The following is a 24,004-nucleotide window of genomic DNA, read 5'->3' as shown; positions in this document are numbered from 1 at the left end:
GAAAAAATAAAAATGAGAGAACAAGTAAAATCAGCAAATGGAAAGCTTGGTATTTTAATGCCAGGTTTGGGTGCTGTAGCTACCACAATGATTTCGGGAGTAGCAGCAGTTAAAAAAGGACTATCAAAACCAATTGGCTCACTTACCCAGATGGGTACGATCCGTATCGGCAAACGCACTGAAAAGAACGAACCTAAAATTAAGGATTTCGTGCCATTGGCCGCCCTGGAAGATTTAGTGTTTGGTGGATGGGACGTTTATGAGGATAATGTTTATGAAGCGGCTATGAACGCCCGTGTTCTTGATGCTAACCTATTGCGTGATGTGAAGGAGGAGCTTCAGGCAATCAATCCGATGCGGGCAGCGTTCGATCGCAATTATGTTAAAAACCTTGATGGAAAATTTGTAAAGGATATTGATAACCGTTACGATCTGGCATTGGCCGTAATGGATGATATCAAAAATTTTAAAGCCGATAACAACTGCGATCGTATTGTATTGGTTTGGTGTGGTTCTACTGAAATTTACTTTGAACCATCAGCAGTACACGATTCATTGGCTGCTTTTGAGCAGGGTTTGAAAGATAATGATCCGCTGATTGCTCCGAGTATGATTTACGCTTATGCAGCGCTGAAACTCGGGATTCCTTTCGCTAATGGGGCACCAAATTTAACCATTGACATTCCGGCATTAATTGAACTGGCCAAAGAAACCAATACACCAATTGCCGGCAAAGATTTTAAAACTGGTCAGACATTGATGAAAACGATTTTAGCACCTGGCTTGGCTGCCCGCTCACTGGGTGTAACAGGCTGGTTTTCTGATAATATTTTAGGTAACCGCGATGGTTTGGTACTGGATGATCCGGATAACTTTAAAACAAAAGAGGTTTCAAAACTAGGTGTACTGGAAGATATTTTCAAACCAGAATTAAATCCGGATTTATATGGGGATATGTACCATAAAATTAGGATTAATTACTATCCGCCACATGGTGATAATAAAGAAAGCTGGGATAATATCGACATTTTCGGATGGTTGGGTTATAAAATGCAAATTAAAATTAACTTCCTATGCCGAGATTCAATCCTGGCAGCCCCAATTGTATTGGATCTGGCTTTGTTTATGGATTTGGCTAAACGGGCGAATATGTCTGGCATCCAGGAGTGGCTTTCATTCTACTTAAAATCGCCACAAACCATCCCAGGTGTACCTGCAGAAAATGATATTTTCAAGCAGTTGATTAAGCTTCAAAATACCCTGCGTTTCATTATGGGAGAAGAGTTGATTACCCATTTAGGGCAGGATTATGAGGAAGAAGTTGTAGAAACGGCATAGTGTTTTTTCACAAATTCATATCTACTTTCTTTGGCATTGGCTATGTAGGCAAGGGTGCAGGTACGCTCGCTGCGGCGGTTACCTGCATCATTTGGTGGTTTTCGCAAACCGAATATTCCAATCCTTATCTATGGCCATTTTTGTCAACCATATTGATCTTGATCATCGGAGTGATTTCCGGAGATGAAGTGGAATCTGTTTGGGGTAAAGATCATCAAAGGGTGGTGATTGATGAAGTGGCAGGAATGGGTATTGCCTTGTTGCTTATTCCTTTAAAATGGGAGTATTACCTCATGGCATTGATATTTTTCAGGTTTTTTGATATTGTAAAGCCCCTGTATATACGGCGTTTGGAAGCATTGCCTGGTGGATGGGGTGTCATGGCTGATGATTTGCTGGCCGGAATTTATGCAAATGTGGTATTGCAGCTCATCATTTTGCTCGGATTTTTTTAAATATGTTAAGGTTTTTTAAAGCACAGGCTTCATCACTTATTGCTTCTGCTACCGATTTTTTAATTACTGCTTTAGCTGTAAGTTTTTTGGGGTGGTGGTTCGTAACCGGAAGTATCATCGGTACCGTTTCAGGTGGATTTGTAAATTTTTACATCAATCGCAACTGGGTATTTAAAGCTACTTTAAAAAAAGTTTATCCGCAGGTAATCAGGTATGTTTTAGTTTGGTCAGGTAATTTATTGCTGGTAACCGTATTGGTCTATCTACTGACTCATTTTTTTAATCTCAATTATTTGGGCTCTAAAATAGCAGTTTCCACAGTGATGGGATTGAGCTACAATTACTACATGCAAAAGCAATTTATCTTCCTCGCGAAATGAAAATCAATTATTCATTTTTTATATTATTCTTTCTGTTAATAAACAGTATAAATGCTGATGCGCAAAAAACAGTGGTTAGTGGAACCGTCCGCGATGCTGTTACCAAAGAAACACTTCCTTACGTTTCTGTCTTTTTTAAAGGAACTACCATAGGAACGCAAACCGATCTGAATGGACAATTCTCGCTCAGTTCACCAGATGCACAAACAGGATTAACTTTTAACTACGTAGGTTATCTCGCTATTGCAAAAAACCTTCTTCCGCAGGTAACTCAGGAATTAAATGTGGCAATGGTTCCGGATTCAAAATTGCTGGATGAGGTGGTCATCGTAGGAGGTAAAAAAACCAGGTATCGCAATAAAGACAATCCTGCGGTAGAATTGATCCGCCAGGTAATTGCCCATAGGGATGAAAACAAAATTTCAAATTTCAATACTGCATCTTTTCGTCAGTATGATAAAATGCTGTTTTCAATGAGTAATGTTTCGGAGAAGTTTAAAAACAGAAAAATATTCAGGAATTATCAGTTCCTTTTTCAGCAGCAGGATTCCACATTAATCGGCGGGAAGAATCTGCTTCCCATTTACATCCAGGAAAAACTAACCGATAAATACTTTGCCAGTGATCCTACCCGGAATAAATCAATCATCATTGGTGAAAAACAGGTGAATTTCGATCAGCAGCTCATTGATAATAATGGAATGAAGGTTTACTTCGAGCGGATGTACCAGGATATTGATATTTACAAAAACAATATCTCCGTAATCAGCAACGAGTTCTTAAGTCCAATTGCAAACGCTGCGCCAACCTTTTACAAATTTTTTATAACCGATACCATTAAAACAGGAAGTCAACAGGTAATCGAACTTTCATTTACGCCCAGAAACACTACTGATATGCTTTTTGAAGGTAAGATGTATGTAAGCAACGATGGGCACTATGCGGTTACAGGTGTAACTATGGGTGTAAATAAAAATATCAACCTGAATTTTGTGAGGGCATTAAAGATCGATCTGGATTTTGAACACAATAGTTCAGGTAAATACAGTTTAACTAAGAGTAAATTGATTGCAGATTTCGGTTTGGGTAAAACTAAAGGCATGGGCTTTACCGGTGAACGTTCTTCTACTTATCAAAATTACCAGTACAATGTTAAACTGGCTGATACCGTTTTTCAGGGGAAGAGCATCGTTGCCCTTGCAGGCGCATCAACAAGGGATGACACGTACTGGGAAACAAACCGGTTGGACCCTTTATCAAAAGAACAGGCAAAAATTTATCGTAACATCGATACCCTGCAGAAAATACCTTCTTTCCAGCGAACAATAAAAATTGCAACCTTACTTTTTGCAGGATACGGTAACCTTGGCCCTTACGAAATCGGCCCCATAAATACTTTCTACAGTTTTAACAATGTGGAGGGTTTCCGCTTGCGTTTTGGCGGGCGGACAACGCCCGAACTAAGCAAGCGTTTTTATTTTGAAAACTATGCGGCTTATGGTTTCAAGGATGAAAAATGGAAATTTTTTCTTTCAGGAACATATTCGCTAAACAATAAATCCATATACCAGTTTCCGCAAAACTATGTTAGGGCTAGCTTCCAGCGGGATACGAAAATCCCGGGGCAGGAGCTTCAGTTTGTGCAGGAAGATAACTTTTTGCTATCTTTTAAACGCGGCGTGAACGATATGCTGCTATACAATGATTTTTACAGGCTGGATTATGTGCACGAATATGAAAATCATTTCTCTTATGCGCTTGGCTTTAAAAAATGGAGCCAAACCCCGGCTGGGGGATTGACTTATCAGGCCAATGGTGCTGGCTTTATTGACCGGTTAACCACAAGTGAACTTTCTCTGGCCTTGCGTTATGCACCAAATGAAAAATTTATTCAGGGAAAAATTTACAGGTCACCAATCCCTGACCGTTATCCAATTTTTAACTTGCGTTACACCGCAGGAATTAAAGGATTAGTGGGAGGAGAATATAATTATCACAACCTAACCGGAACTGTTGATAAGCGTTTTTATCTTTCCCAATTGGGTTACAGTGATGTTACTTTTGAGGGGAGTTATATAGCCGGCAAGGTGCCATTTCCGCTATTGGCTATACATAGGGCTAATCAAACCTATGCTTACCAACTCAATTCTTATAACCTGATGAACTTTCTGGAATTTGTAAGTGATCATTACGTAAGCATCAATATCGATCATAATTTCAATGGATTCTTTTTTAATAAACTCCCCTTAATTAAAAAATTGAAGCTCAGGGAAGTGTTTTCTGTTAAAGCGCTTTATGGTGGTTTAAGGGATGAAAACAACCCCGCTACCGGCAACGGGATCTATCAACTGCCCAGGTTTGATAATGGTTTACAAAGAACTTATTCCTTAGCTAACGATCCCTATATCGAAGGAAGTGTCGGCATCGGAAATATCTTCAAATTGTTGCGGGTAGATCTGGTGCGGCGTTTTACTTATCTCGACCATCCAGAAGTTTCTAAGTGGGGGATAAGGGCGAGAGTCAAATTTGATTTTTAAATAAAATATCATGCAAAGTGTAAAATTAAGAGATCGCTTACAGTTGGCCATTTATAAGGTCATCAATCCATTTGTGCGGGGCCTGATTAAAATAGGCCTAACCCCTAATGCCGTAACCACCATTGGTCTCATTTTAAATATTGGCGTGGCCGTGATTTTCGTGCTTGGTGCAGAAAAAACCAATCGTGGAGATCTATCATACATCGGTTGGGGAGGTGCTTTGGTGCTTTTCGCCGGGTTGTTTGATATGCTGGATGGACAGGTAGCCCGTCTGGGAAATATGAGTTCGAGGTTTGGCGCTTTATACGATTCTGTTCTTGATCGCTATAGTGAAATGATCATGTTCCTGGGAATTTGTTATTACCTGGTGGCGCACCATTATTTCTTAAGTTCGCTTTTTGCGTTCATTGCCCTGATTGGGTCGATGATGGTGAGTTATACCCGTGCCCGTGCAGAAGCTTTAGGCGTGGAATGCAAAGGCGGACTAATGCAGCGTCCGGAAAGGGTAGTCACTATTGGAGTTTTTGCCATTGCCTGCGGCATTACAGGCCATTTTAATGGAGGAGATTATAAAATTTATCTCCCAGGGGTATCCTTTCACGTTTTTGAAACGATGTCAATATTTACACTGCCAATTGCCTTGATGGCGGTCTTAACAAACATCACTGCCGTTAAAAGATTGCAGGAAGCAAAACGGGGATTGGAAGCTCAGGACAGAAATGAAAAAAGAAGTAGCACTCGGGCAGCCCTGGTCGCCGGAATTTGTTTTGCTCTAGGCTGGGGGCTTTTCTCGCCGATAAAGCTAATGGCTCAGGAAGCTGACCCCTCGCCAATTGTTTTCCCTTTACCTCAGGGAATTTCCAATCAGCTTTTTTATTTACAGCGTGATCCAAATACCAACACGATTATTTGCCAATTGAATTTAGATAGTCATGGAGAAGTAAATAAGGATCAACCCGTAAATGTTTTCTGGATGCGTTATGGAGATCACGGTGAAAAAAAAGAGCTCAGTTATATCCAGCGAAAATTTGCTTATGGGATCATCAGTAAAGATTTGGGTAATGGTCAGTTTGAGCTCCGCTTTACTTCACATAAAAAGCTGCCAATGTACCTCAGTAAATCTGCCGTGGATAAAAAATACCATGTCTATGCTACCATCAATAATAAAAAAATGGAGTTAGAGCGGATCTTTTTAAGAATTGAGGGCGGCTCTTTTTGGTTCCCCAACGTAAAATATGTTGAAATTAAAGGTCGTGATGCCGCTCTTCCAACAAAGCACATTATTGAAAGGATTAAAGTTTAAACCAATATGAAGAAGAATTTCGTATCTAATTCCCCTGCATCCATCAGAATGTTTAAGAGCGATTTTATGGAAAGCCTGTCGAAAGTGCGTTTTTACGTTCCTTTAATCGTTTATGTTCCAGTTATTGCATGCCTCTTCTATATTTCCTTATGGGAAAATCAAATGTCAGTTTTAAATTTTACAGGTTGGTTTCTGTTTGGTGTGGGCATCTGGACCATTACCGAATATGTCTTACACCGGTATGTATTTCACTTCGAACCGAAAGCAGCCTGGGGTAAAAAGATTCATTTTATTTTCCATGGTGTCCATCATGATTATCCAAATGATGCCAAAAGGTTAGTAATGCCGCCCTCAGCAAGTATCCCAATGGCAGCTGCATTTTATTTTCTTTTCGAGTGGTTGTTGCCCACTCATTATAACTTTCCTTTTTTTGCAGGATTTATGATTGGTTATCTATTTTATGATATGGTGCACTATGCCCTTCATCATGCCAATTTCAAAAGTGGATTCTGGAAAAAGCTAAAACAGCACCACATGTTGCACCATTATTCGGATGCTACCAAGGGTTATGGCGTAAGCTGGACATTTTGGGATCATATTTTCAGATCAAATTTTGAGAAAAAGTAGGATGGAAAATCGGCTTTTTAACGGAAATTTTTACCGGCTGAAGGATGTTTATACAACGTCATTTCTTTCGGCCATTTATTTATTACTTTCTTATGTCCTTGTGGGATTTAAGATAGATCAACTTGTATTGGTTTTTATATTTAATACACTGTTTTATCTTTCGAACGGGACAAGAAGGTTTATCATCGGTTTTTCTATTTTCATCGTATACTGGATTCTTTTTGATTACATGAAAGCTTTTCCAAACTATCTTTACAACACGGTGCATATAGAGGATTTATATCATGCTGAAAAGCGTATGTTTGGGATTAACATACAAGGACTGGTTGTCACACCAAATGAGTTTTGGGGAGCAAACCACAATAGTTTTCTGGATGTAATGACGGGCATATTTTATCTGATGTGGGTTCCGGTGCCACTGGCATTGGCAGTTTACCTCTTCTTTAAAAATAAGCGAGATTTTGTATTGTTTTCCCTACTTTTTCTTTGGGTGAATTTGATAGGATTTGTGATTTACTATCTATATCCTGCAGCTCCACCATGGTATGTAGAACTACACGGATTTGAGTTTATCCCCCATACTGCCGGGAATAGCGCAGGTCTGGCTAGGTTTGACAGCTATTTTGATATCTCTTTATTTAAAGATATTTATAGCAAAGGTTCAAATGTTTTTGCTGCAATGCCTTCATTGCATTCGGCCTATCCAGTGATTGTTCTGTACTTTGGATTGAAAAACAGGATGGGAAAGGTTAATCTGTTTTTTGTTACCATGGTAGCAGGAATTTGGTTTTCGGCAATTTATACCGGGCATCATTATTCTTTAGACGTTTTAGCCGGGGCGCTGTGTGGACTTTTTGCCATCTTCTCCTTCAAGTGGATCGTATCCCGGAGGCATCCCAATCACATGCTTATGAAGATTGTATATCGCATATCCTCCAACGATGGTGGTGACTAATTGGAAATATTCTCTAGGTTTTTATTGTGGTTTAAGCCAGATAAGTGGTTTCCAGACAGCGATCTTATAAAAAGAAGATATTCAAAACTTGCAATCATCAATAGAACATATCCATATAGCTCGAGCGATTCTTCTGATACATTTTTTACATCTCTCATATATTGACCTTCCATCACCACTGCCCAGAATATCTTTCTGCCATATAGACGAGCAAAAATATAAGTGGTTAATATACCTGATAGTAGAATGCCATACGCAGTAGAATGGGTAAAAGTAGACACATTGGTAAGGAATAATTTCCAGTTTAGCGCAATCTTGGCTATCGCAAAGATTAAAACACCGAAAGCGAAGGTCTGCCACGCGCCATCAAATAGATATTCATCCAGGAATGCGTCTTGTTCCCTGATGAAGGATGCGAAGTGAAACCCAAACAGACCAATAGAAAGCGGCTTGACTGACTCAATATTTCTGTATGTCCATATATAAATGATTGAGCAAAATAACAAGGCCAGACTTTGCAGGTATTCAACCGCACTATCTTCGCTGAACTTTCGTCCCAACATCTCATCCATTGCACTGTACCTTAACAATTCTGAGGTAAGGTATACAACTGAACCATAAACTAAAAATTTGATTATATTTTTTTTGAAATTGCCTTTATCTGGTAGCGAACTGTACATTATAATTTTGTGTTTGACTATTAATTTTGAGAAGGACCAAAAGTCATCAAGTTGGCGATAAGAATCAAGGTCTATAACTCCTAATAAATGATCTAAATGTGGGATCGGATGAAATCCAGTACCTTTGTGCATCTCTGAGATAGGTTATTATGATATCTCAATGGTGTTGCTATGGAGAACTTATATATACTAAATTTTAACTTGCGACATGATTTAAAGAATGGACAGACAGGATTTCTTGATCGAGAATTGCTTTTTTATGTGAAGGATTTTTTAAGAGGTAGTTTGACCCTATTGGGATTGTTAAGTCGAGCTAAAAAGACTTGATTAATGACAACCGTAGTTGTGATCATAGGAGGCTTGGAGTTAAACGGTGACAGAACGAATGTTTTATTTCATGTTAATAATGGTATACTGTGCACTTCCCCAAATTCAGACCATTTAAAGTAGAATTCTAGACCATCAATTTATGATGTTCCATTGAAACACTGTTACTTGAATAAATTTGCTTTGCAGAATAGACATCCTAGTGTTATTATAGCCAGTTTACCATCTACTGAATTAAATGATTCACCGCTTTACTGAAACAAAATAAAATATAAAGGAAGTTAATTATCTGAAATCAATCTATTTACTAAAGTGTTAAGGGTAAGACCCTGAACAATAATAGAAAACACCACAATGCAAAAGCATCCAGTCAGGATTAGATCCCGATATGATGAAGCTGGTATGGATAATGCCATTGCGATTGATATGCCTCCGCGAAGCCCACCCCAGGTTAATATCGTTATACTATTATAATTTAGGCGAAGCGATCTTCGAACAAATATAACCGGAAGGACTATACTTAGCGCTCGTGCCAAAAGCAATATTAGAATTGCACCTAGGCCTACCCATAGAAAAACCATGCTGAACTTCATGAGGACCATTTGCAAACCCACCATCACAAAAAGTATGGTGTTTAGCAGTTCATCCATCAATCCCCAGATCTTTTCCAGGTATTTATTATAATCCGGTGTACCTTGTTTGAAAAATGGTTTACTGCTTAACAGAAGCCCGGCAGCTACGACAGCAAGTGGTATCGATACATGCAGAATTCCTGCTATTACCGATATACTCATAACTAAAGTAATTGAGATGAGTAATATTGTCTGAAAATCCTTTACAGACCGCATCATCAGATATGCGATCCACCCCATTGATATGCCGAGCGCTAGCCCTCCGAAGACTTCCTGGCTAAATAATTTTGTAGCCTCTATAATTGAAAAGCCCTTTTCAGGTGTACTCGCCACTTCTAAAAAGCTAATGAATAATACCAGCCCAATACCGTCATTGAATAAAGACTCTCCGGAGATGATCGTTTCGAGTCTGGGTGGCATTTTCGATCTTTTTAGTAACGCTGCAACAGCTATAGCATCCGTAGGTGAAATTAATGCACCAAATAGTAAACAATAAATAAATGGTAGCTCAATTCCGAGTAATATCAATGCGTAGAAAAGTCCCGAAGCAAAAAGTACGGTTGAAATAATTACGCCGACAGTGCTAATAATTATGATACCTCTCAAATTTTCCTTCAGTTTGTGAATATCAAAATGAAGTGCACTCGCAAAAAGCAGAAAACCCAGCATTACATCAAGAAGGGTTTTTGAAAAATCTATAGAGCTGGTTAGTTCAGAAATGAAATGTGTAACTATCGGAAATGTGCGGCTGGCAAATATTGTTATAAGAGAGGCAAGTATAGCTAAAATCATAACGCCTATGACGCCAGGCAATTTCATAAAGCGTGCGTTCAGGAAGCTAAAAAGAGACGCAAGTCCGAAAAGAGAAGTAATGATGACAAATAAATCCACTAATTAGTTAGTTAATGAGGTTAAATCAAAGACAGGTTTTTAGTTTAATAGCTAGATCCATATTGATAAATGTAATTCGTTTAGTTATCTCGAAATGGACAAATTTTGTTTAGACTATATCGGTTCGATACAAATAATTTCTGGTCAATTTACTATACGTTGGTTAATGCTCGTAGTGTTTAACAATGATAAGCTTTTTACCAATCATTGAACTTAATTACATTATTTTTGGTAAAAAGGTTTGAGCAGGGTAATGTGCACCAATTCGCGATCCTCGAATCTGCCAAACTTTACATTAAGGTCAAAAAATACTCGTTCGTTAATTGATTTGATCTCATAATATCTGTTAGACTGCAATCTGTTGATCAAGCCTGTTGTGAGGCCAAGCGCCTGCTCTGATTCCATGTCAAATTTTTCAGGGTTTGCAATTAGTTTCATTTTACGGAGCAATTTAAAGGCGGGATCGTCATTTTTGATATTGCGAAAGCTATGATCGGTATGATAATATAATAGTCGCTGTTTTTTATAAGCTCTATCACACATGTATATGGCAATCATATGCGTGAAGCCAGCGAATTCGTCCAGAAGTTCCGCTGGCAATACATAATTCTTTTTGACCTCAGAAACTGGTTTCGATAAGATAGAAAACGGTATTCCATTTTTTTTGGGTGTGGTTTTATTGATGATATCCTCAAGCCATACCGCGTCCGTATAATTTACTTCTTTACCCAAGTATTTATTTTTCATGTTTTCTTGTCCAGCATGTTTCAATCAAAAATACCGATGGTTCTGTTCAGTAATAACTAAAAAGTGACTCAAACGTCGAAAATCGATCTTGAAGCTTGAAATTCTGAAACTGGACAATGCAAATCTTTCCAAACTACATCTTGTAATTAAATATTTGATAAGATTACCACCTTATGACTTGTTTGATTATTTTGTGTAGATCAAATTGGTTTTCTCATCCAGGACCACTACCTTAGTGAACCGGTATCGATCAAATTTACCTTCGGTGGCGATGCGGTCTTTAGAAGCATAGCCAAAATGGCCCTGAACCTTTATCTCTCGACTAGTGGAGATCAAGAAGAAACCCGAGAAATTCTCGAAGTCATCAGAGGAATTCGAGAAAACGATAACCATATCCACCACTATCTTATCCCTCGGGCTCTCCTTGGCAACGAAAAAGAAGTCCGTCACCTCATCACGATTAAGGGCTGTGAAAGTGAACAGGCGCTGACCGCTTTTGTGATGTTGTTTGCTCAGCGGCTGGTCATCAAAGCATGCCAATAGCCCAGTCCCCAAAAGTGACGAGTAACCACTTTCACTGAAATATACAACTATATCATACAATTAAATAAATTATTGCTCTATACTCATCTTTTATGTATTTTAGATTTTTAATGAAAAATGCAAAATTTAAACATCTTAGCGGATAACGAACTGGTTGACCTAATCAGGTCAGGTGACCAGAAGGCTTTTACGGAGGTTTATAATCGCTATTGGAGGGTAATTTATGCGCATGTTTTCAAAATGCTTCGAGATGAAGAGGAAGCGAAAGATATTATTCAGGAATTGTTTAGCAACATATGGTTGAAGGCGGATAAAATCCCCCAACACCAAAATTTTGCAGGTTACTTATATACTTCAGCGAGGTACAAGGTGTTAAACGCTATTCGTCATAATAAACACAAGGACGTATATCTGAACGAACTTATTAAATTTAGCAGCGATGTCAGCGAAGATACATTGATGTATCTGGATGAAAAAGATTTATTGATGGCTATAGAACGAGAAATTAAAGCTCTTCCACCTCGAATGCGTCAGGTTTTCGAAATGAGTCGTAAGGAAAACCTAACTTACAAACAAATTGCAGAGAGGTTGGGAACTTCTGACCAGACGGTGAAAAAACAGATAAGTAAATCGCTTTCTTTTATCCGAAACAATTTAAAAGAATCAGGTGGCAGTGCAATTCTTCTGCTGATTTTCACCCGCTAGAATTATATAAATAGACCGCAAATCAGATAAAACTCAAAAAACTTTTATGACTTACGCCTTTTGAAATAATATCTACAGTAGGCTAATTTTATTTTTTTGCTTGTTGATTATTGAAGTGATAGATGTAAAGTTCGACCGTTATTACTAAAAATATAAGTTCTTACTGATGATCTGCTAATCTTTAGTCTATCTGTCTTGTGGAATGTACAAGCGTGTTGAGCATTTGAGCTTATTTCGGCTGAATGTAGTTTATGGTTTTTCCAGTGGATGTCGAATAAAAATTACCTCTTGCTTCAATCCTAATTATCCAGGCATACGGAAGCGCGGTGTGGAATTGAATTTCATTAGATGACTTTGAAGAAGCATTTCAACCACCCCAGCCACTGTGCCAAAATTCACGTTAATTCGAAATGTGAATGATTGTCAAAAAAGTTTTTAGTCTGAACCGTTGCAGTAGTTCATGATATATTTTATAGAGATAGTCACCATCAAAGAGACTAGCCCTTAAATTTATCTTTAAGATTTTGCTCCATACTCTTCTTTCAACGCTGAAGTATACGCTTCATCAATTCCGAAGGTTTGAGCAGATTCTATAACATTGAAAATAAATCCCAGATAATTTCCATTACCATCGCTGAACCAATAGTTATTGACCCTTGCTGCCATTCGGTCGGATGTATATATTCTCAGGAGAGGTAGATGGTGCATTTAATAAAACACCATCCTTTGCAACTAATCAATCTAAACAATAATCTGCAATACTCTTCATAATTGGATAGGCAATTTGCGAAGATATTTCTAGTCGCTGTTGATTTGATAAATGCTCAAATAATTGTTGACTCAGCCAGGGACTTCCAAGGCTCCAGTTTGCTCACTTAGGGTCACAATAACTTCACCAACAGGATTGGCCTGCGTCCACATATCACTTTTATGGTGTAAAACCCATTCATTTATTTTGTAGTAGTTTCTGGTGGTCATTTTCCATAATCGTCATATGTTATAGCTGTTCAATCAGTGGAAGTCCCAAACCACTCATGTTCATGCTCTCGACCATCCAATAGTTCATTTGGAGATTGATTTTTAAGCTTGATGAGTCATGAGCCACTCTTCCCATAGAACATGGCACCCAGAGGTCAATTTCTAAGCTGTAAAGGCTCATTCGATACTTTTGCTGGTTTATCATATCAGCGATTTTAAGGTTCTGTTTGGCCGATAAAAAATGCAAAATATCATCGCCAAGCCACAGCTCTTTATCATTGTATATATGTTTAATCGGTCAATTTGTAAGAACTATTTTTTTATTGTAGTAAGTTAAGAATAGGTTTTTCCAGGCCGTTGATTAAATTTTGGTTGTTACCGAGCATCTCAAAAATCATAATTTTATTTTCTCCCTCTTGTAACCACTCTTTAGGCAGGTATATGGTTTGCTGTGGTCCTATAGACCAGTATTTCCCCAGATTATGACCATTTACCCAAACCACACCTTTTCCCCAATTACGCATATCAAGGTAAGTATCTGCTGCTTTCTCGAGCGTAAATTTTCCGCTGCTGAGTTTTGGAGAAAAAATTTTTTCATTGTGTGCGTTTGATTTGATATCGCCGATTTTTTTAAAAGGCAATTTAAACATCTCCCAATTTATAAGAGGTGTTTTATTGAAACTTACAGATTCAAGAATGCCTTTGTTATTATCCAGCATATATTTACCAAAATTAATGCGACCCATATTTTCTACCAAAATATCAAGCGTATTGATGCCGGCGGACAAATTGATGGACAGGCTATCGGTTTTTAGTCTTCTATCTAAAGTTGCTATTGTTTTTCCATTGAGAATTATCACAGCATAGTCTCTTAGTCCTTTTATTAATAAGGTGCCCGAACCGGTTTTAAGGATTTTTTTTCGGTAAAGGACGTATCCAAAATCCTGGCCTAATTCCTCAAAACGCTTTGGATTACGACTTTTTATGGCTTTGGGTAAATTGTCAAGAATGCTTATTTCTTTGGAGATCATGATGCCAGGAATTGCTACCGCCGGTTTACGCTTTGGAACTTCAGGTAGAGATACTCCAGCTGGTAAATGTTTCTGGATGACTTTTCTGAATGCAAAATATTTTTCCGTTGGGTTTCCTGCTTCATCAAGTGGCGCATCGTAATCATAACTACTTATCTGTGGTTCAAAATTAGTATCGTCTTTTAAATTGGCCCCATTCATGAAGCCTCTGGTGGTTCCACCGTGAAACATATACATATTTATAGATATGCCATTTTTGAGCACTGAATCTAATCTATTGGCATAATCTCCTGGAGGTACAATATGGTGTGGTGTACCCCACCAGTCAAACCAAGCCGGATACCATTCGGCAATATAGTAGGGGCCTTTTCCATTGTGCAGCTTGTTGACCAGTGCTTTAACTTCGTTTGGTTTGTCAAGGCCATTAATCGCAGGAAGCAGACCTGGTAAATATCCTTTCTCTACATCAGCGGCCGGATCGCATGTGTATAGCAAACCATCGAATCCGGCCGCTATAAACATTTTCTGATTGATTTTTAGATATTCCTTGTCATTTCCATAAGAACCATATTCATTCTCCAGTTGGATCATCAAAATGTTTCCCCCATTCTTGATTTGTAATGGTGCTAGTCTTTTTCCAATTTCGTTAATGTATTTGCGGTATTCCTTTAGGTACTTTGAGTTTCTGCTTCTGACCACTAACCCCTTTTCGCTCTGCAGCCAGTAGGGATACCCACCGTATTCCCATTCGGCGCAAACATAGGGACTTGGTCGAAGAATAACCCAAAGGCCTTCCTCTTTTGCGGTAGTGACAAAATCGACGATGTCATGATCTCCGGAAAAATCAAAAACTCCTTTTTCTGGTTCATGCAAATTCCAGAATATGTAGGTACCAATTGTATTGAGGCCCATTGATTTCGCCATCTTCATTCTGTCCCTCCAGGCCTGCTTTGGAATCCTGGCATAATGCATCTCCCCGGAAATCATTTGGAAAGGCTTACCATCAAGCAAAAAAGACGACGAATCTAACGAGAATGTAATGATTTTGAGCCAGTGTATCTAGCTGGCTAAGAAGAAGGAAAAGCAGGATTAGTTTGATTTTTAGGTATGTCTTCATTTCAATTCAGGATTAGGTAAATGTTGGCTTAACATACTGGACAATTAGGGTAATTCTTCTAAAACCATTATGAAGCCACCTTTTGGTAAACAGTTTAGTGCGAGTCTCGTACTATGACTTATTTTTTGGTAAGTGGTTTTGAAAGCAGAATCATATGTTCCATCGGCAATTAAAACAGATTTATATGTTATGTTTGATTTTAGGAAATCAAAAGGCACGTTGAGCTGGTCTTTTTTATCCGTTCCATTTATTCCTGCGACATACCAACTCGATCCACTGCGGCGGGCGATGACTGCGCTTTGACCTGGATATCCCGAAATAAATTTTGTATCGTCCCATGAAGCAGGAACTCGCCTTAAAAGGGATTTTGCTTCATCGGCTAATTTATCGAAGCCTTCCGGTCGATCTGCAAAATGCTGAATGCCGGATTCAAAAATGACCGAAAGGGCGAGTTCATGCGCATAACTGGTCTGGTGCGGATGCTGGGAATTGGTAAAGGTGACTGGGGTATAGTCCATCGGGCCGATAACATTTCTGGTAAAAGGTAAAGTTGCATTGTGCTGAGCACCCTTACCGGTTAGTTCTGACCCATTGTTATACTGCTCGGCGCCATAAACAGCCTCCATACTCATCAGGTGAGGATAGGTTCTGCTCCAGCCGCGTGGAATGGTTGAGCCATGAAAATTGACCATGAGTTTATAGTCTGCCGCATCTTTGAGTATATCCAGGTAATACTTAATCATATCTTGCTTATCACTCTCAAAGAAATCAATTTTAACTCCATACACTCCGATTGATTTTAGCCACTTGAATTCATTCACCCGGCTTTCGTGTGTCAGCATTTTATCTCTGGGGGTAGATTCCACTCTATTGTGCGGGCCTCCCGAATTGTACCACATCAATGGACGGATGCCCTTACCATTTGCATACTTCACTGCATCTTCCAATTTTCCACCGTTACCCATCGCATCCCATTCCCAATCAAATAATGTGTAAGGCCAATTCATTCTCGCTGCCAAATCAATGTATTCAACCACTTTTTGATAATCCATCGTACCGTGGTTATTCGCCCAATAAACCCATGAACTTACCCCTGGTTTAATCCAGGACAAATCTTTGATAGTTGTGGCCGGACTAAGGTCTTCTATCAGCGTTGATTCGGTAATGTTTTTAAGGGATCCCACAATAAGTGCTCTCCAGGGAGATGTCCATTTTCCAGCAATCTTTGGCTCTACCGCTCCAGTACCATTTCCATCCGTGGGCGAGGGAAAGGTTAGTTTGTATTCATTTTTATCGAGCACATTTGAAAGTTTGGTAGCGCAGTAATGCTCATCGAGGCCTGCCTCCGAGCACAATATCCATACATCCTTGCCACTGTTTTTTATTTTGAATAACCCTGGATAACCCCACTCACCCTGTTGGATGATTTTGTCCTGCAATGGGTAAAAACCTTCATAGCTGCTGACAAACTTCTGAAGCCAACGATCACTAGATTCTGGGACGAGAAAGCCGGTCATCTCTTCTGTAACTTTTAAGGTGTCATCATTTTTATTATCAATGTGATACCTGAAAGCAATGCCATCATTATAAGCCCTTAAGGTTACTTTGAAGGGGATGTTATCTGATGTCAGGAAGTGAAGGACACGTTCTGAGGCAGAGTTTTTTCGGTGAGCTCTTTTGCCGTGCGGCATGCGATAATCTTCCTGAACTAAAACTTGTTTGTCTGCTCTTGTATATTTGAGGTTTTTGTAAAACAGTTTAGAGCCCGCTTTAAGACCAAGGTTAATACGGGGAATGATTACTTGATAACCTGCATCCTGAAGATAACTTACTTTGCAATTTAGTATTTGACCAGAAAATATTCTAGGGTCAATGCTTAACTTAATTTTTTTATCTGGTGATAGCAGTGTTATTTGCTGCGCCTTTAAGGTGTTGGTCAGCAAAACAATAGGCAACAATAAAGAATATATATGTTTTAATTTTATCATAATCAAATTTGGTGATTGCGTGTAAATAAAGACGGCTGGGAAAACCAGCCGTCTCAAACTAACCAAGACGTAAGACACTACGCCAAGAATTAACGGATGTCGACAATAACACCCGCCATGAACTCATCTTTCATAGCCTGGGTAAGGCTTGAATTCTGAGCCCAACCATTTCTTTGGATTTCAATTTCGGGAATTGGAAATACGAAATTATCCGGATTAAAAGTTTTGACCTTAAAATCTCTTCCACGTTTTCTTTGTACCAGATCATTAAATTTTACACCCTCCATACACAATTCTGCCATTCTATCTTTAAAAATAAGTTCACGGATTACAGATTTATCAGTCAGTGACATATTGGTGGGCAGGCTTACTCTGGATCTGACTTGAGCCAAATAGCTTAATGCCGAGGTGGGATTGCCCAACTCGTTTTCTGCTTCGGCCATAATCAGAAGTGTTTCTGCAAAACGCAGGATTTTATAATCTGCGCCAGTTCCAGCCCAGTCGGTATTGTTAGACACATTATACTTTGCCGTGCCTGCTCTTACAAAACCACGTGCAGACGGGATTAGAAATTCTCTTTGACCGCTTCCGGTCCACACTGTCGTGCTGTTATTTGGTGTATCACCAATTTTATAAACTGATACCCTTCTACGGATCAGGTCAGCAGCTTCGAAATTGTTGTATGAATTACTGAAAGCTTCACCGTAAGACCATCCGTTAGCAAAGGAGGCAGTATTAAATAGCGAAAACTGATTTCCCTGACCTTCGGAAGAGGTTGGGTTGTATCCGATTTCAAAAAGACTTTCTTTGTTGTAATTTCCAGAGGCTAAAAAGTTGTTTGCATAACTGGCATCCAGCGCATAACCATCACTGATAACATTCTGAGCGGCCGTTTTAGCTCTTTGCCACATGGCTGCATCACTACCAGCTCTCATGGCTAAAACCCTTGCCAACAAACCGTTTGCTGATCCACGGGTGGCACGCCCTCTATTAGCAGCATCCCTGGTCGCTGGCAAGTTTGCAGCGGCAAAGGTGAGGTCGCTTATGATGAAATTCCAGGTCTGCGCAGTTGTAGCTCTGGTAAATTTGGTGTTCCCATCATAAACTGGTGCAGTTTCCAAAATAGGCACTCCTCCAAAAAGGCCAACCAGGTAATAATAATCTAATGCCCTCATGAAACGGATTTCGCCTTCTAACTGTGCCTTTTGCTCTGCTGTCGCACTAATGCCTGCAAGCCCGGCTAGCACCCTGTTTACCTTTCCAATATTTCCATACGCTTTCGCGAATATTTCAAGCGTTTTTCCATCACCATTTGCTGCAGTTACCTGGAGTTTTTCAAATTCTGTGAAACCTAGTGCATTTGTATTGGGTTCCCACGAATCGCCTGCCGCAATTTCGCTGATACAATGATAATTATGGATGATGTATTGGGTGTTTTGAAAATCGTTGTATGCACCTATCAATCCTGATATGGCATCCGCCTGAGTTTTGTAATAACCTTCTGAAGTTAAATTGTTTAGCGGTTGTTTGTCAAGAAGTTTTTTGCATGAACTCATCGAAATTAAAACGATGAATGCGATATATATCTTTTTCATAATACTTTAAATGAAATAATTAAAATGTAAGACTTACCCCTGTTGTAATCACTCTTGCTGCTGGATATGTACCCTGATCAACACCGGCTGAAGTATTGTTCTGGTTAAATGCACCGACCTCAGGGTTTAACCCAATTTTGTAATTGTCAAATGTGAACAGATTTTGGCCCGATACATATACACGGCATCTGCTGATGCCTATTTTTTTCATAAGATTAAATGGCAGATTATAACCAATCTGAACTGAGCGTAAGCGAAGGAAACTTCCGTCATAAACATACCAGGTTGAAGCTGCATAATCAGCACCATTTGCGGTAGCTACCGCCGGAGCGGTAACGCCTGCCTGGTCATAGATGCTTTTGATTTGATTATTTGCACCATATGAAAAGTTTCCAATCTGAAATAGGGTTGTGGCAAATATGTCATTTCCATTTACCCCTTGAAGAGCCATTGAGAAGTCGAAATTTTTATAACTTAAATTCACATTAGCCCCATAGGTGAGATTTGGGATTGGATTACCGATAATGGTTTGAATATCTGCTCCATTGGCATCTTTGGCGAACTGCAAATGGCCGTCTGGTCCAAGGCCGGTGTTTATTTTTCCGTAGAAAGCACCAATTTGAGAACCTACATCAGTTTTGGTTGAAAATAAGCCTGAGTTCATGCTGTTGATAATCGGGTCTCCTCCTCCAAGACTCACCACTTTGTTTTTAAGTGTGGCGGCATTTATGTCAAATGACCATTTTAATGCATGCTCAGAATTTCTGACATTAACTGCAAATTCAAGTCCCTTATTTGATATTATTCCTGAGTTCGACGTAGGGGTAATGCTGCCGCCACCAGAATTGGTATATCCATAAACCGTACTTATCGGATTCGATAACAAAATACCTTTAGTGGTCTTATCAAAATAATCAGCAGTAAATGTAATTCTATTCTTCAACAGTGATATGTCTACGCCAATATCCTTTTGCTCAGAAGTTTCCCAGGTAATGTTAGGATTGGAAACACTGTTTGGGAAAACGCCCGCTACAGACACCCCATTGAGAATATACTGTGTGTTACCTAGCGTTGATAAGTATTGGAAGGCGCTGATTTCCTGGTTACCCAACCGGCCCCAGCTTCCACGTAATTTTAAGTTGGAGATTACATTTGATTTGAAAAACGATTCATCAGACACAATCCATCCCGCTGATAATGATGGAAAGGTACCCCATTGATTTCCAGGTGCAAAACGTGAAGAACCATCTCGTCTAACGGTTGCAGAGAAAAGATATTTGCCTTTATAGTTATAATCAAATCTACCGAGGAACGATGCGATTGACCATTCTGAGACATTGCCCGAAGCAGACTGAAGTGTTGCTGGAGAAGAATCGATTGTGGTAAGATTTGGATCTTTGGATACCGCATTACTTTTTGCGCCATATAAGGTTTCCAGTCTTGCCGCCTGTTGGGTTGCACCTGCAAGGACATTAAAATTATGGTCATTCGCAAGTGTCAATTTGTAATTCAAGGTGTGCTCAACCAACCAGATTAGTGAATTGTTGGTGCCACGGTTTACACCGGGTGTGCCGACTACGCGGTTGGCAACACCAAAAATGTAGCCCGGGAAATAACTATCACTACTTGAGCTTTGGTAATCAGCACCTAAATTAAGTTTGTAGACCAGGTTTTTAATGGGTTGGTACTCTCCAAATATATTGCCGAGTAGTTTCATGTTTTTGCGGAAGCCACTACCCACTTCAACATTGGCTACAGGATTTGGGCGACTGGCTACGAAAGATGGTACATACTCTAGTGCATCTCCATATTGACCAGCACTTTCTCTTACCGGAACTGTTGGCGGAAAATATAACGCAAGGCCCACAGAAGAAGAAAAGAAATCATTTTCACCTCTACGCAACTGTTTATCTCTAGCTACAGAGAAATTGGTTCCGATTTTTATTTTTTCTGATATGGTGCTGTTGCTATTAAATCTTGCTGTGAAGCGTTCATAGTTACTATTTTTAACAATACCTTCCTGATTGAGGTAGCCAACTGAGGAATAATAGTTGGAAGATTGATTCCCTCCACTTACACTAATATTGGCATTCTGCATTGGCGCAGTTTGTGTAATTTCTTCCAGCCAGTTGGTGTTAAAGTTACTGTTTGTGAAAGGTGTTTTTCTTGCCGTAAGGAACGACTTGTATTCCTCTGCATTGAGCATGTCGAAGCGTTTTTCAAAGGTTTGTGCACCGTAATAGTAATCCATCGAAAGCTTTGGTTTACCCTCTTTTCCCTTTTTAGTGGTTACAATCACCACGCCATTGGCTGCCCTTGAACCATAAATAGCGGCAGAAGCTGCATCTTTAAGAATATCAATAGATTCGATATCATTGGGGTTAATGAAATTCAATACGTTTAAAGCGCCGCCACCATTACCAACATCGTTTGAAAAAACCGGTACTCCATCAATCACATACAATGGCTCGTTCACGCCTGGTGTGCTCACGCCACGCATTCTTACTGAGGTGCCGCCTCCGGGTGTTGAAGAGTTTTGCACAATCTGAACACCAGAAACTCTTCCGGCCAGAGCCTGATCAAATCCGGTTATGGTTTGCTCACTGATGGCCTGCGCATTTACTGTAGCAGTTGCTCCGGTGAGTTCTCTTTTCTTTTTGGTTCCATAACCAATGGCCACCACTTCATCCAGGCCAAAAGATTCAATCTTCATCGTTACATTAATCGTTGTTCTGCCGGATATCTCCAGCTCGGCTTTGCTGTAACCCACAAAAGCAAAAATTAAAATGCCTTTTCCATCAGGCGTGGAAATGGAATACCTTCCTTCGCTGTCTGATACAACGCCTTTAGTTGAGCCTTTTAACATCACCGAGGCACCTGGGATGGGCTGACCAGATTCATCTGTGATTTTGCCGCTTATCACCACCTCTTTTTTTGTGGCGTCCGACTCGGGCAGCCGAACGCCTTTGATAGCAATAGTTTGCTGAATTATAGTGTATTGCATCGGCAAGTTGCCAAGTGATTTGTCAAGTAAATCTTTTACTTTTACTTTCTGAACATTTACATCAATCTTGATTGATTTCAGCAGCTTCAGGTCACTGTCGTAAATGAAATGATAACCTGTCTGCTTTTCAACCTCCATCAGGAGTTTTTCAAGAGAAAGGTTTTTGGCTTTTAGGGTCACTTCCTGGGCAAGTAGCTTGGCACTTACCTGCGTAGAGAATAATATAAAAAAGGCAATGACTAACTTCATAACCAGAAATAGTTTGGACATGCCTGTGCCAATAGCCGCAGGCTTTAATTTAAATTTCATACATTCGTAAGGTTTGGGTTATTCTTCGGTTCGTTTGTCGCGATATTGTGATGCCCAGACATTTATGCTGGTGGAGTGCGGAAACACTCGCCAGCTTTTCCATCTGGAAATAATCCAGTTTGTCTGGAACTGAGGTGTATTGCTTATGTCATACGTGAAAATAGTTTAAGATTAATATTTGGTTAGTTATGCTGGCTGGTTTGATAAACCGCTCATATGTTTATCTCCAACGTTAATATTCTAGGTTATGGACCTTTATTGTTTGACTGCTAGTTAATGATTTCTACACTTTTTTTATTGATTCTGAACTTAACCCCTTCAAATTCCAGCAAGGCGACTAAGCCTGAGAAATTGACCTTTCGGGAGATTTTTCCGGAAATTTTCAGATCAGGAACCTTCCCTGAATAATTTACATCGATATCATACCATCTAGCCGTTGTACGCAATACCTCACTCAATGAAGATTCATTGAATTCGAAATGTCCGTTCTTCCATGCGGTAATTTCTTCTAAATCTACTGGCTGAACCGCTATTGGTCGTGAAGAATTTGAATTGTTAACTTGCCCCTGTTCGCCAGGTTTTAAAATCACTGATGAACTTGAATTTTTTAGCTTTACACTGCCTTTAACAAGCGTTGTTTTGACTAATGGCTCATCTTCATAGCTGTTAATATTGAATTCAGTGCCCAGGACTTCAATTTCCTGACCCTTTGAAACTATCCTAAATGGGACTTTTTTATTGTGCGCAACTTCCAAGTAAGCCTCACCATTAATCTGGATTTTTCTTTCTTTATTTGCAAAGCGGGTAGGAAAGGTCATTGAGGATGCTGCATTTAAAGTCACTTTTGTACCGTCAGATAGCGTAATGGAATATTGACCACCTCTAGGGGTAGTTATCGTGTTATAGACCAATGCTGATGATTTTCCATTGCTAGTATACGCTATCTCTCCTTGCGCGGATTTTTTTATATTGATATTGTTTTCCTGTGCTAAATCACCGTTTTTAACCTCTGACAGGTTTATTTTTCGGCCATTTCCCAAAGTTAAGATAGCTTTGTTTCCTCCAGGTGTGATCTGCGAGTCATATGTTTTTTTTGCTGTAAAAGTTACCTTATCTTTTAGCTGTTTGGGATTTTTCTCGAAAATGATCAAGAACGCTAAGACAACTGATGCTGCAACAGCAATTTTTGACCATAACGGGAACGCATTCTTTTTGACCAGGCCTGCTCTCTTTTGTGTATTGGACCAAATTTCCAGATACAGGTGTTCAAAGTCATCTGAATCGGTCAAGCTTTTGCCAGACGAATTAGACTCATACCAGGCTAAGAGAATTTTTTCTTCCGCTGGTGAAGCATCACCCTTTAAATATCTTTCGATAAGTTTATCTGCTTCTTGTTGGGTCATCATAAGGATCTTTTTATACTTGGTTTAAAGGTAAGACACTTCAGGAATGCATGTGGGGTATCGGATATTAATTTTTATTTTATTTGTTTCGAAATTCGTTCTGCTCACTTAGTGATATTTCGAGCTACCGCGGAAAAGTTGATTCTTCAGTGGTCTTTGCCCAGTTGTTTATCAAAGGAAATCAGATATTTGACGTTTGCCATGATGTTGAACCTACAAGTCAGGTAAAATTTCCAATCATTGACGAGAAACTGAATATGTGAAAGGTTTTAAACGTCAGGGGATAAATAATAACTAACTCTAAGACTACAGTGGATCCTCGCTGAACTTTCGGCCAAATGTCTCATCTATTGCACTCCACCTTAAGAATTCTGAGGTAAGATAGACTACTGATCCATAAACTAAAAATTTTATTATATTTTTTAGAAATCGCCCGTATCTGACAGTGATTTATACATT

General features: G+C 39.4%; 20 protein-coding genes. 8 read left to right on the top strand and 12 right to left on the bottom strand.

Features of this window, described 5'->3' with window-relative positions; translation table 11 throughout:
* Nucleotides 1-12 precede the first annotated feature (12 nt).
* Genes OQZ33_RS13435 through OQZ33_RS13405 form a run of 7 tightly spaced genes read left to right on the top strand, consistent with a single transcriptional unit; the run spans nucleotide 13 to nucleotide 7,595 of the window.
* Nucleotides 13-1,338 carry an inositol-3-phosphate synthase gene (locus OQZ33_RS13435; protein WP_265799535.1) on the top strand — a complete coding sequence of 442 codons (1,326 nt, stop codon included), beginning with the start codon at nucleotides 13-15 and terminating at the stop codon, nucleotides 1,336-1,338.
* Nucleotides 1,338-1,793 (top strand): phosphatidylglycerophosphatase A, encoded by a 456-nt coding sequence (locus tag OQZ33_RS13430; RefSeq protein WP_265799534.1) that lies wholly within the window; start codon nucleotides 1,338-1,340, stop codon nucleotides 1,791-1,793. Before OQZ33_RS13435 ends, OQZ33_RS13430 begins: the two co-directional genes overlap by 1 nt.
* A 2-nt stretch (nucleotides 1,794-1,795) precedes the next feature.
* On the top strand, nucleotides 1,796-2,173 hold the full coding sequence (locus tag OQZ33_RS13425) for a GtrA family protein (protein ID WP_265799533.1): 378 nt from the start codon (nucleotides 1,796-1,798) through the stop codon (nucleotides 2,171-2,173).
* Complete coding sequence (locus OQZ33_RS13420; protein ID WP_265799532.1) at nucleotides 2,170-4,710, top strand: DUF5686 and carboxypeptidase-like regulatory domain-containing protein; 2,541 nt, start codon at nucleotides 2,170-2,172, stop codon at nucleotides 4,708-4,710. The genes OQZ33_RS13425 and OQZ33_RS13420 overlap by 4 nt, the downstream gene beginning before the upstream one ends.
* Nucleotides 4,711-4,720: 10 nt before the next feature.
* Nucleotides 4,721-6,013 (top strand): DUF4833 domain-containing protein, encoded by a 1,293-nt coding sequence (locus tag OQZ33_RS13415; RefSeq protein WP_265799531.1) that lies wholly within the window; start codon nucleotides 4,721-4,723, stop codon nucleotides 6,011-6,013.
* A 6-nt stretch (nucleotides 6,014-6,019) separates the two neighbouring features.
* Nucleotides 6,020-6,640 carry a sterol desaturase family protein gene (locus OQZ33_RS13410; RefSeq protein WP_265799530.1) on the top strand — a complete coding sequence of 207 codons (621 nt, stop codon included), beginning with the start codon at nucleotides 6,020-6,022 and terminating at the stop codon, nucleotides 6,638-6,640.
* A 1-nt stretch (nucleotide 6,641) separates the two neighbouring features.
* The gene (locus tag OQZ33_RS13405; protein ID WP_265799529.1) at nucleotides 6,642-7,595 is read left to right on the top strand and encodes a phosphatase PAP2 family protein; all 954 of its coding nucleotides are present in this window, start codon (nucleotides 6,642-6,644) and stop codon (nucleotides 7,593-7,595) included.
* On the opposite strand, the gene OQZ33_RS13400 is transcribed toward OQZ33_RS13405, so the two are convergent.
* The 4 genes from OQZ33_RS13400 to OQZ33_RS13385 all read right to left on the bottom strand — a co-directional run bounded on the left by OQZ33_RS13400 (nucleotide 7,592) and on the right by OQZ33_RS13385 (nucleotide 11,475).
* The gene (locus OQZ33_RS13400; protein ID WP_265799528.1) at nucleotides 7,592-8,275 is read right to left on the bottom strand and encodes a hypothetical protein; all 684 of its coding nucleotides are present in this window, start codon (nucleotides 8,273-8,275) and stop codon (nucleotides 7,592-7,594) included. The genes OQZ33_RS13405 and OQZ33_RS13400 overlap by 4 nt on opposite strands.
* Before the next feature lie 608 nt (nucleotides 8,276-8,883).
* Nucleotides 8,884-10,125 (bottom strand): cation:proton antiporter, encoded by a 1,242-nt coding sequence (locus OQZ33_RS13395; RefSeq protein ID WP_265799527.1) that lies wholly within the window; start codon nucleotides 10,123-10,125, stop codon nucleotides 8,884-8,886.
* Between the two features lie 222 nt (nucleotides 10,126-10,347).
* Entirely contained in the window at nucleotides 10,348-10,872 is a 525-nt protein-coding gene (locus tag OQZ33_RS13390; protein ID WP_265799526.1) for a hypothetical protein, read from the bottom strand.
* A gap of 186 nt (nucleotides 10,873-11,058) precedes the next feature.
* Nucleotides 11,059-11,475, bottom strand: coding sequence for a hypothetical protein (locus tag OQZ33_RS13385; RefSeq protein WP_265799525.1), 417 nt, complete (start codon nucleotides 11,473-11,475; stop codon nucleotides 11,059-11,061).
* Between the two features lie 57 nt (nucleotides 11,476-11,532).
* Here OQZ33_RS13385 and OQZ33_RS13380 point away from each other — a divergent pair, with 57 nt between their 5' ends.
* Complete coding sequence (locus tag OQZ33_RS13380) at nucleotides 11,533-12,120, top strand: RNA polymerase sigma factor (protein WP_265799524.1); 588 nt, start codon at nucleotides 11,533-11,535, stop codon at nucleotides 12,118-12,120.
* Between the two features lie 516 nt (nucleotides 12,121-12,636).
* On the opposite strand, the gene OQZ33_RS13375 is transcribed toward OQZ33_RS13380, so the two are convergent.
* From OQZ33_RS13375 to OQZ33_RS13345, 8 genes are all read right to left on the bottom strand, one after another.
* Nucleotides 12,637-12,786, bottom strand: coding sequence for a hypothetical protein (locus OQZ33_RS13375; protein ID WP_265799523.1), 150 nt, complete (start codon nucleotides 12,784-12,786; stop codon nucleotides 12,637-12,639).
* A 70-nt stretch (nucleotides 12,787-12,856) separates the two neighbouring features.
* Nucleotides 12,857-12,964 (bottom strand): hypothetical protein, encoded by a 108-nt coding sequence (locus tag OQZ33_RS24500; RefSeq protein ID WP_416338754.1) that lies wholly within the window; start codon nucleotides 12,962-12,964, stop codon nucleotides 12,857-12,859.
* Nucleotides 12,961-13,098, bottom strand: a complete 138-nt coding sequence (locus tag OQZ33_RS13370; protein ID WP_265799522.1) for a hypothetical protein — start codon at nucleotides 13,096-13,098, stop codon at nucleotides 12,961-12,963. The genes OQZ33_RS24500 and OQZ33_RS13370 overlap by 4 nt, the downstream gene beginning before the upstream one ends.
* A 320-nt stretch (nucleotides 13,099-13,418) precedes the next feature.
* A complete protein-coding gene (locus OQZ33_RS13365; RefSeq protein ID WP_322975059.1) occupies nucleotides 13,419-15,140 on the bottom strand; it encodes a beta-galactosidase family protein in 1,722 nt (573 codons plus the stop codon).
* A 150-nt stretch (nucleotides 15,141-15,290) separates the two neighbouring features.
* The gene (locus tag OQZ33_RS13360; RefSeq protein ID WP_265799520.1) at nucleotides 15,291-17,234 is read right to left on the bottom strand and encodes a glycoside hydrolase family 97 protein; all 1,944 of its coding nucleotides are present in this window, start codon (nucleotides 17,232-17,234) and stop codon (nucleotides 15,291-15,293) included.
* An 89-nt stretch (nucleotides 17,235-17,323) separates the two neighbouring features.
* Complete coding sequence (locus OQZ33_RS13355) at nucleotides 17,324-18,829, bottom strand: RagB/SusD family nutrient uptake outer membrane protein (protein WP_265799519.1); 1,506 nt, start codon at nucleotides 18,827-18,829, stop codon at nucleotides 17,324-17,326.
* A gap of 19 nt (nucleotides 18,830-18,848) precedes the next feature.
* Nucleotides 18,849-22,142, bottom strand: coding sequence for a SusC/RagA family TonB-linked outer membrane protein (locus tag OQZ33_RS13350; RefSeq protein ID WP_265799518.1), 3,294 nt, complete (start codon nucleotides 22,140-22,142; stop codon nucleotides 18,849-18,851).
* Between the two features lie 269 nt (nucleotides 22,143-22,411).
* Nucleotides 22,412-23,548, bottom strand: coding sequence for a FecR family protein (locus tag OQZ33_RS13345; RefSeq protein ID WP_265799517.1), 1,137 nt, complete (start codon nucleotides 23,546-23,548; stop codon nucleotides 22,412-22,414).
* Between the last annotated feature and the right edge of the window lie 456 nt (nucleotides 23,549-24,004).

It is taken from the genome of Pedobacter sp. MC2016-05 (assembly GCF_026239735.1).
Classification (GTDB): Bacteria; Bacteroidota; Bacteroidia; order Sphingobacteriales; family Sphingobacteriaceae; genus Pedobacter.
The sequence above is the reverse complement of the archived record's forward strand: the minus strand, read 5'-3'. Positions and strand labels throughout refer to the sequence as shown.

Excerpts from the sequence above, each read along its gene's own strand:
- OQZ33_RS13435 (WP_265799535.1), top strand. The coding sequence starts at position 13 with ATGAGAGAACAAGTAAAATCAGCAAATGGAAAGCTTGGTATTTTAATG.
- OQZ33_RS13425 (WP_265799533.1), top strand. The coding sequence starts at position 1,796 with ATGTTAAGGTTTTTTAAAGCACAGGCTTCATCACTTATTGCTTCTGCT.
- OQZ33_RS13420 (WP_265799532.1), top strand. The coding sequence starts at position 2,170 with ATGAAAATCAATTATTCATTTTTTATATTATTCTTTCTGTTAATAAAC.
- OQZ33_RS13415 (WP_265799531.1), top strand. The coding sequence starts at position 4,721 with ATGCAAAGTGTAAAATTAAGAGATCGCTTACAGTTGGCCATTTATAAG.
- OQZ33_RS13410 (WP_265799530.1), top strand. The coding sequence starts at position 6,020 with ATGAAGAAGAATTTCGTATCTAATTCCCCTGCATCCATCAGAATGTTT.
- OQZ33_RS13405 (WP_265799529.1), top strand. The coding sequence starts at position 6,642 with ATGGAAAATCGGCTTTTTAACGGAAATTTTTACCGGCTGAAGGATGTT.
- OQZ33_RS13400 (WP_265799528.1), bottom strand. The coding sequence starts at position 8,275 with ATGTACAGTTCGCTACCAGATAAAGGCAATTTCAAAAAAAATATAATC.
- OQZ33_RS13390 (WP_265799526.1), bottom strand. The coding sequence starts at position 10,872 with ATGAAAAATAAATACTTGGGTAAAGAAGTAAATTATACGGACGCGGTA.
- OQZ33_RS13380 (WP_265799524.1), top strand. The coding sequence starts at position 11,533 with ATGCAAAATTTAAACATCTTAGCGGATAACGAACTGGTTGACCTAATC.
- OQZ33_RS13375 (WP_265799523.1), bottom strand. The coding sequence starts at position 12,786 with ATGGCAGCAAGGGTCAATAACTATTGGTTCAGCGATGGTAATGGAAAT.
- OQZ33_RS13370 (WP_265799522.1), bottom strand. The coding sequence starts at position 13,098 with ATGACCACCAGAAACTACTACAAAATAAATGAATGGGTTTTACACCAT.
- OQZ33_RS13360 (WP_265799520.1), bottom strand. The coding sequence starts at position 17,234 with ATGATAAAATTAAAACATATATATTCTTTATTGTTGCCTATTGTTTTG.
- OQZ33_RS13355 (WP_265799519.1), bottom strand. The coding sequence starts at position 18,829 with ATGAAAAAGATATATATCGCATTCATCGTTTTAATTTCGATGAGTTCA.
- OQZ33_RS13350 (WP_265799518.1), bottom strand. The coding sequence starts at position 22,142 with ATGAAATTTAAATTAAAGCCTGCGGCTATTGGCACAGGCATGTCCAAA.
- OQZ33_RS13345 (WP_265799517.1), bottom strand. The coding sequence starts at position 23,548 with ATGATGACCCAACAAGAAGCAGATAAACTTATCGAAAGATATTTAAAG.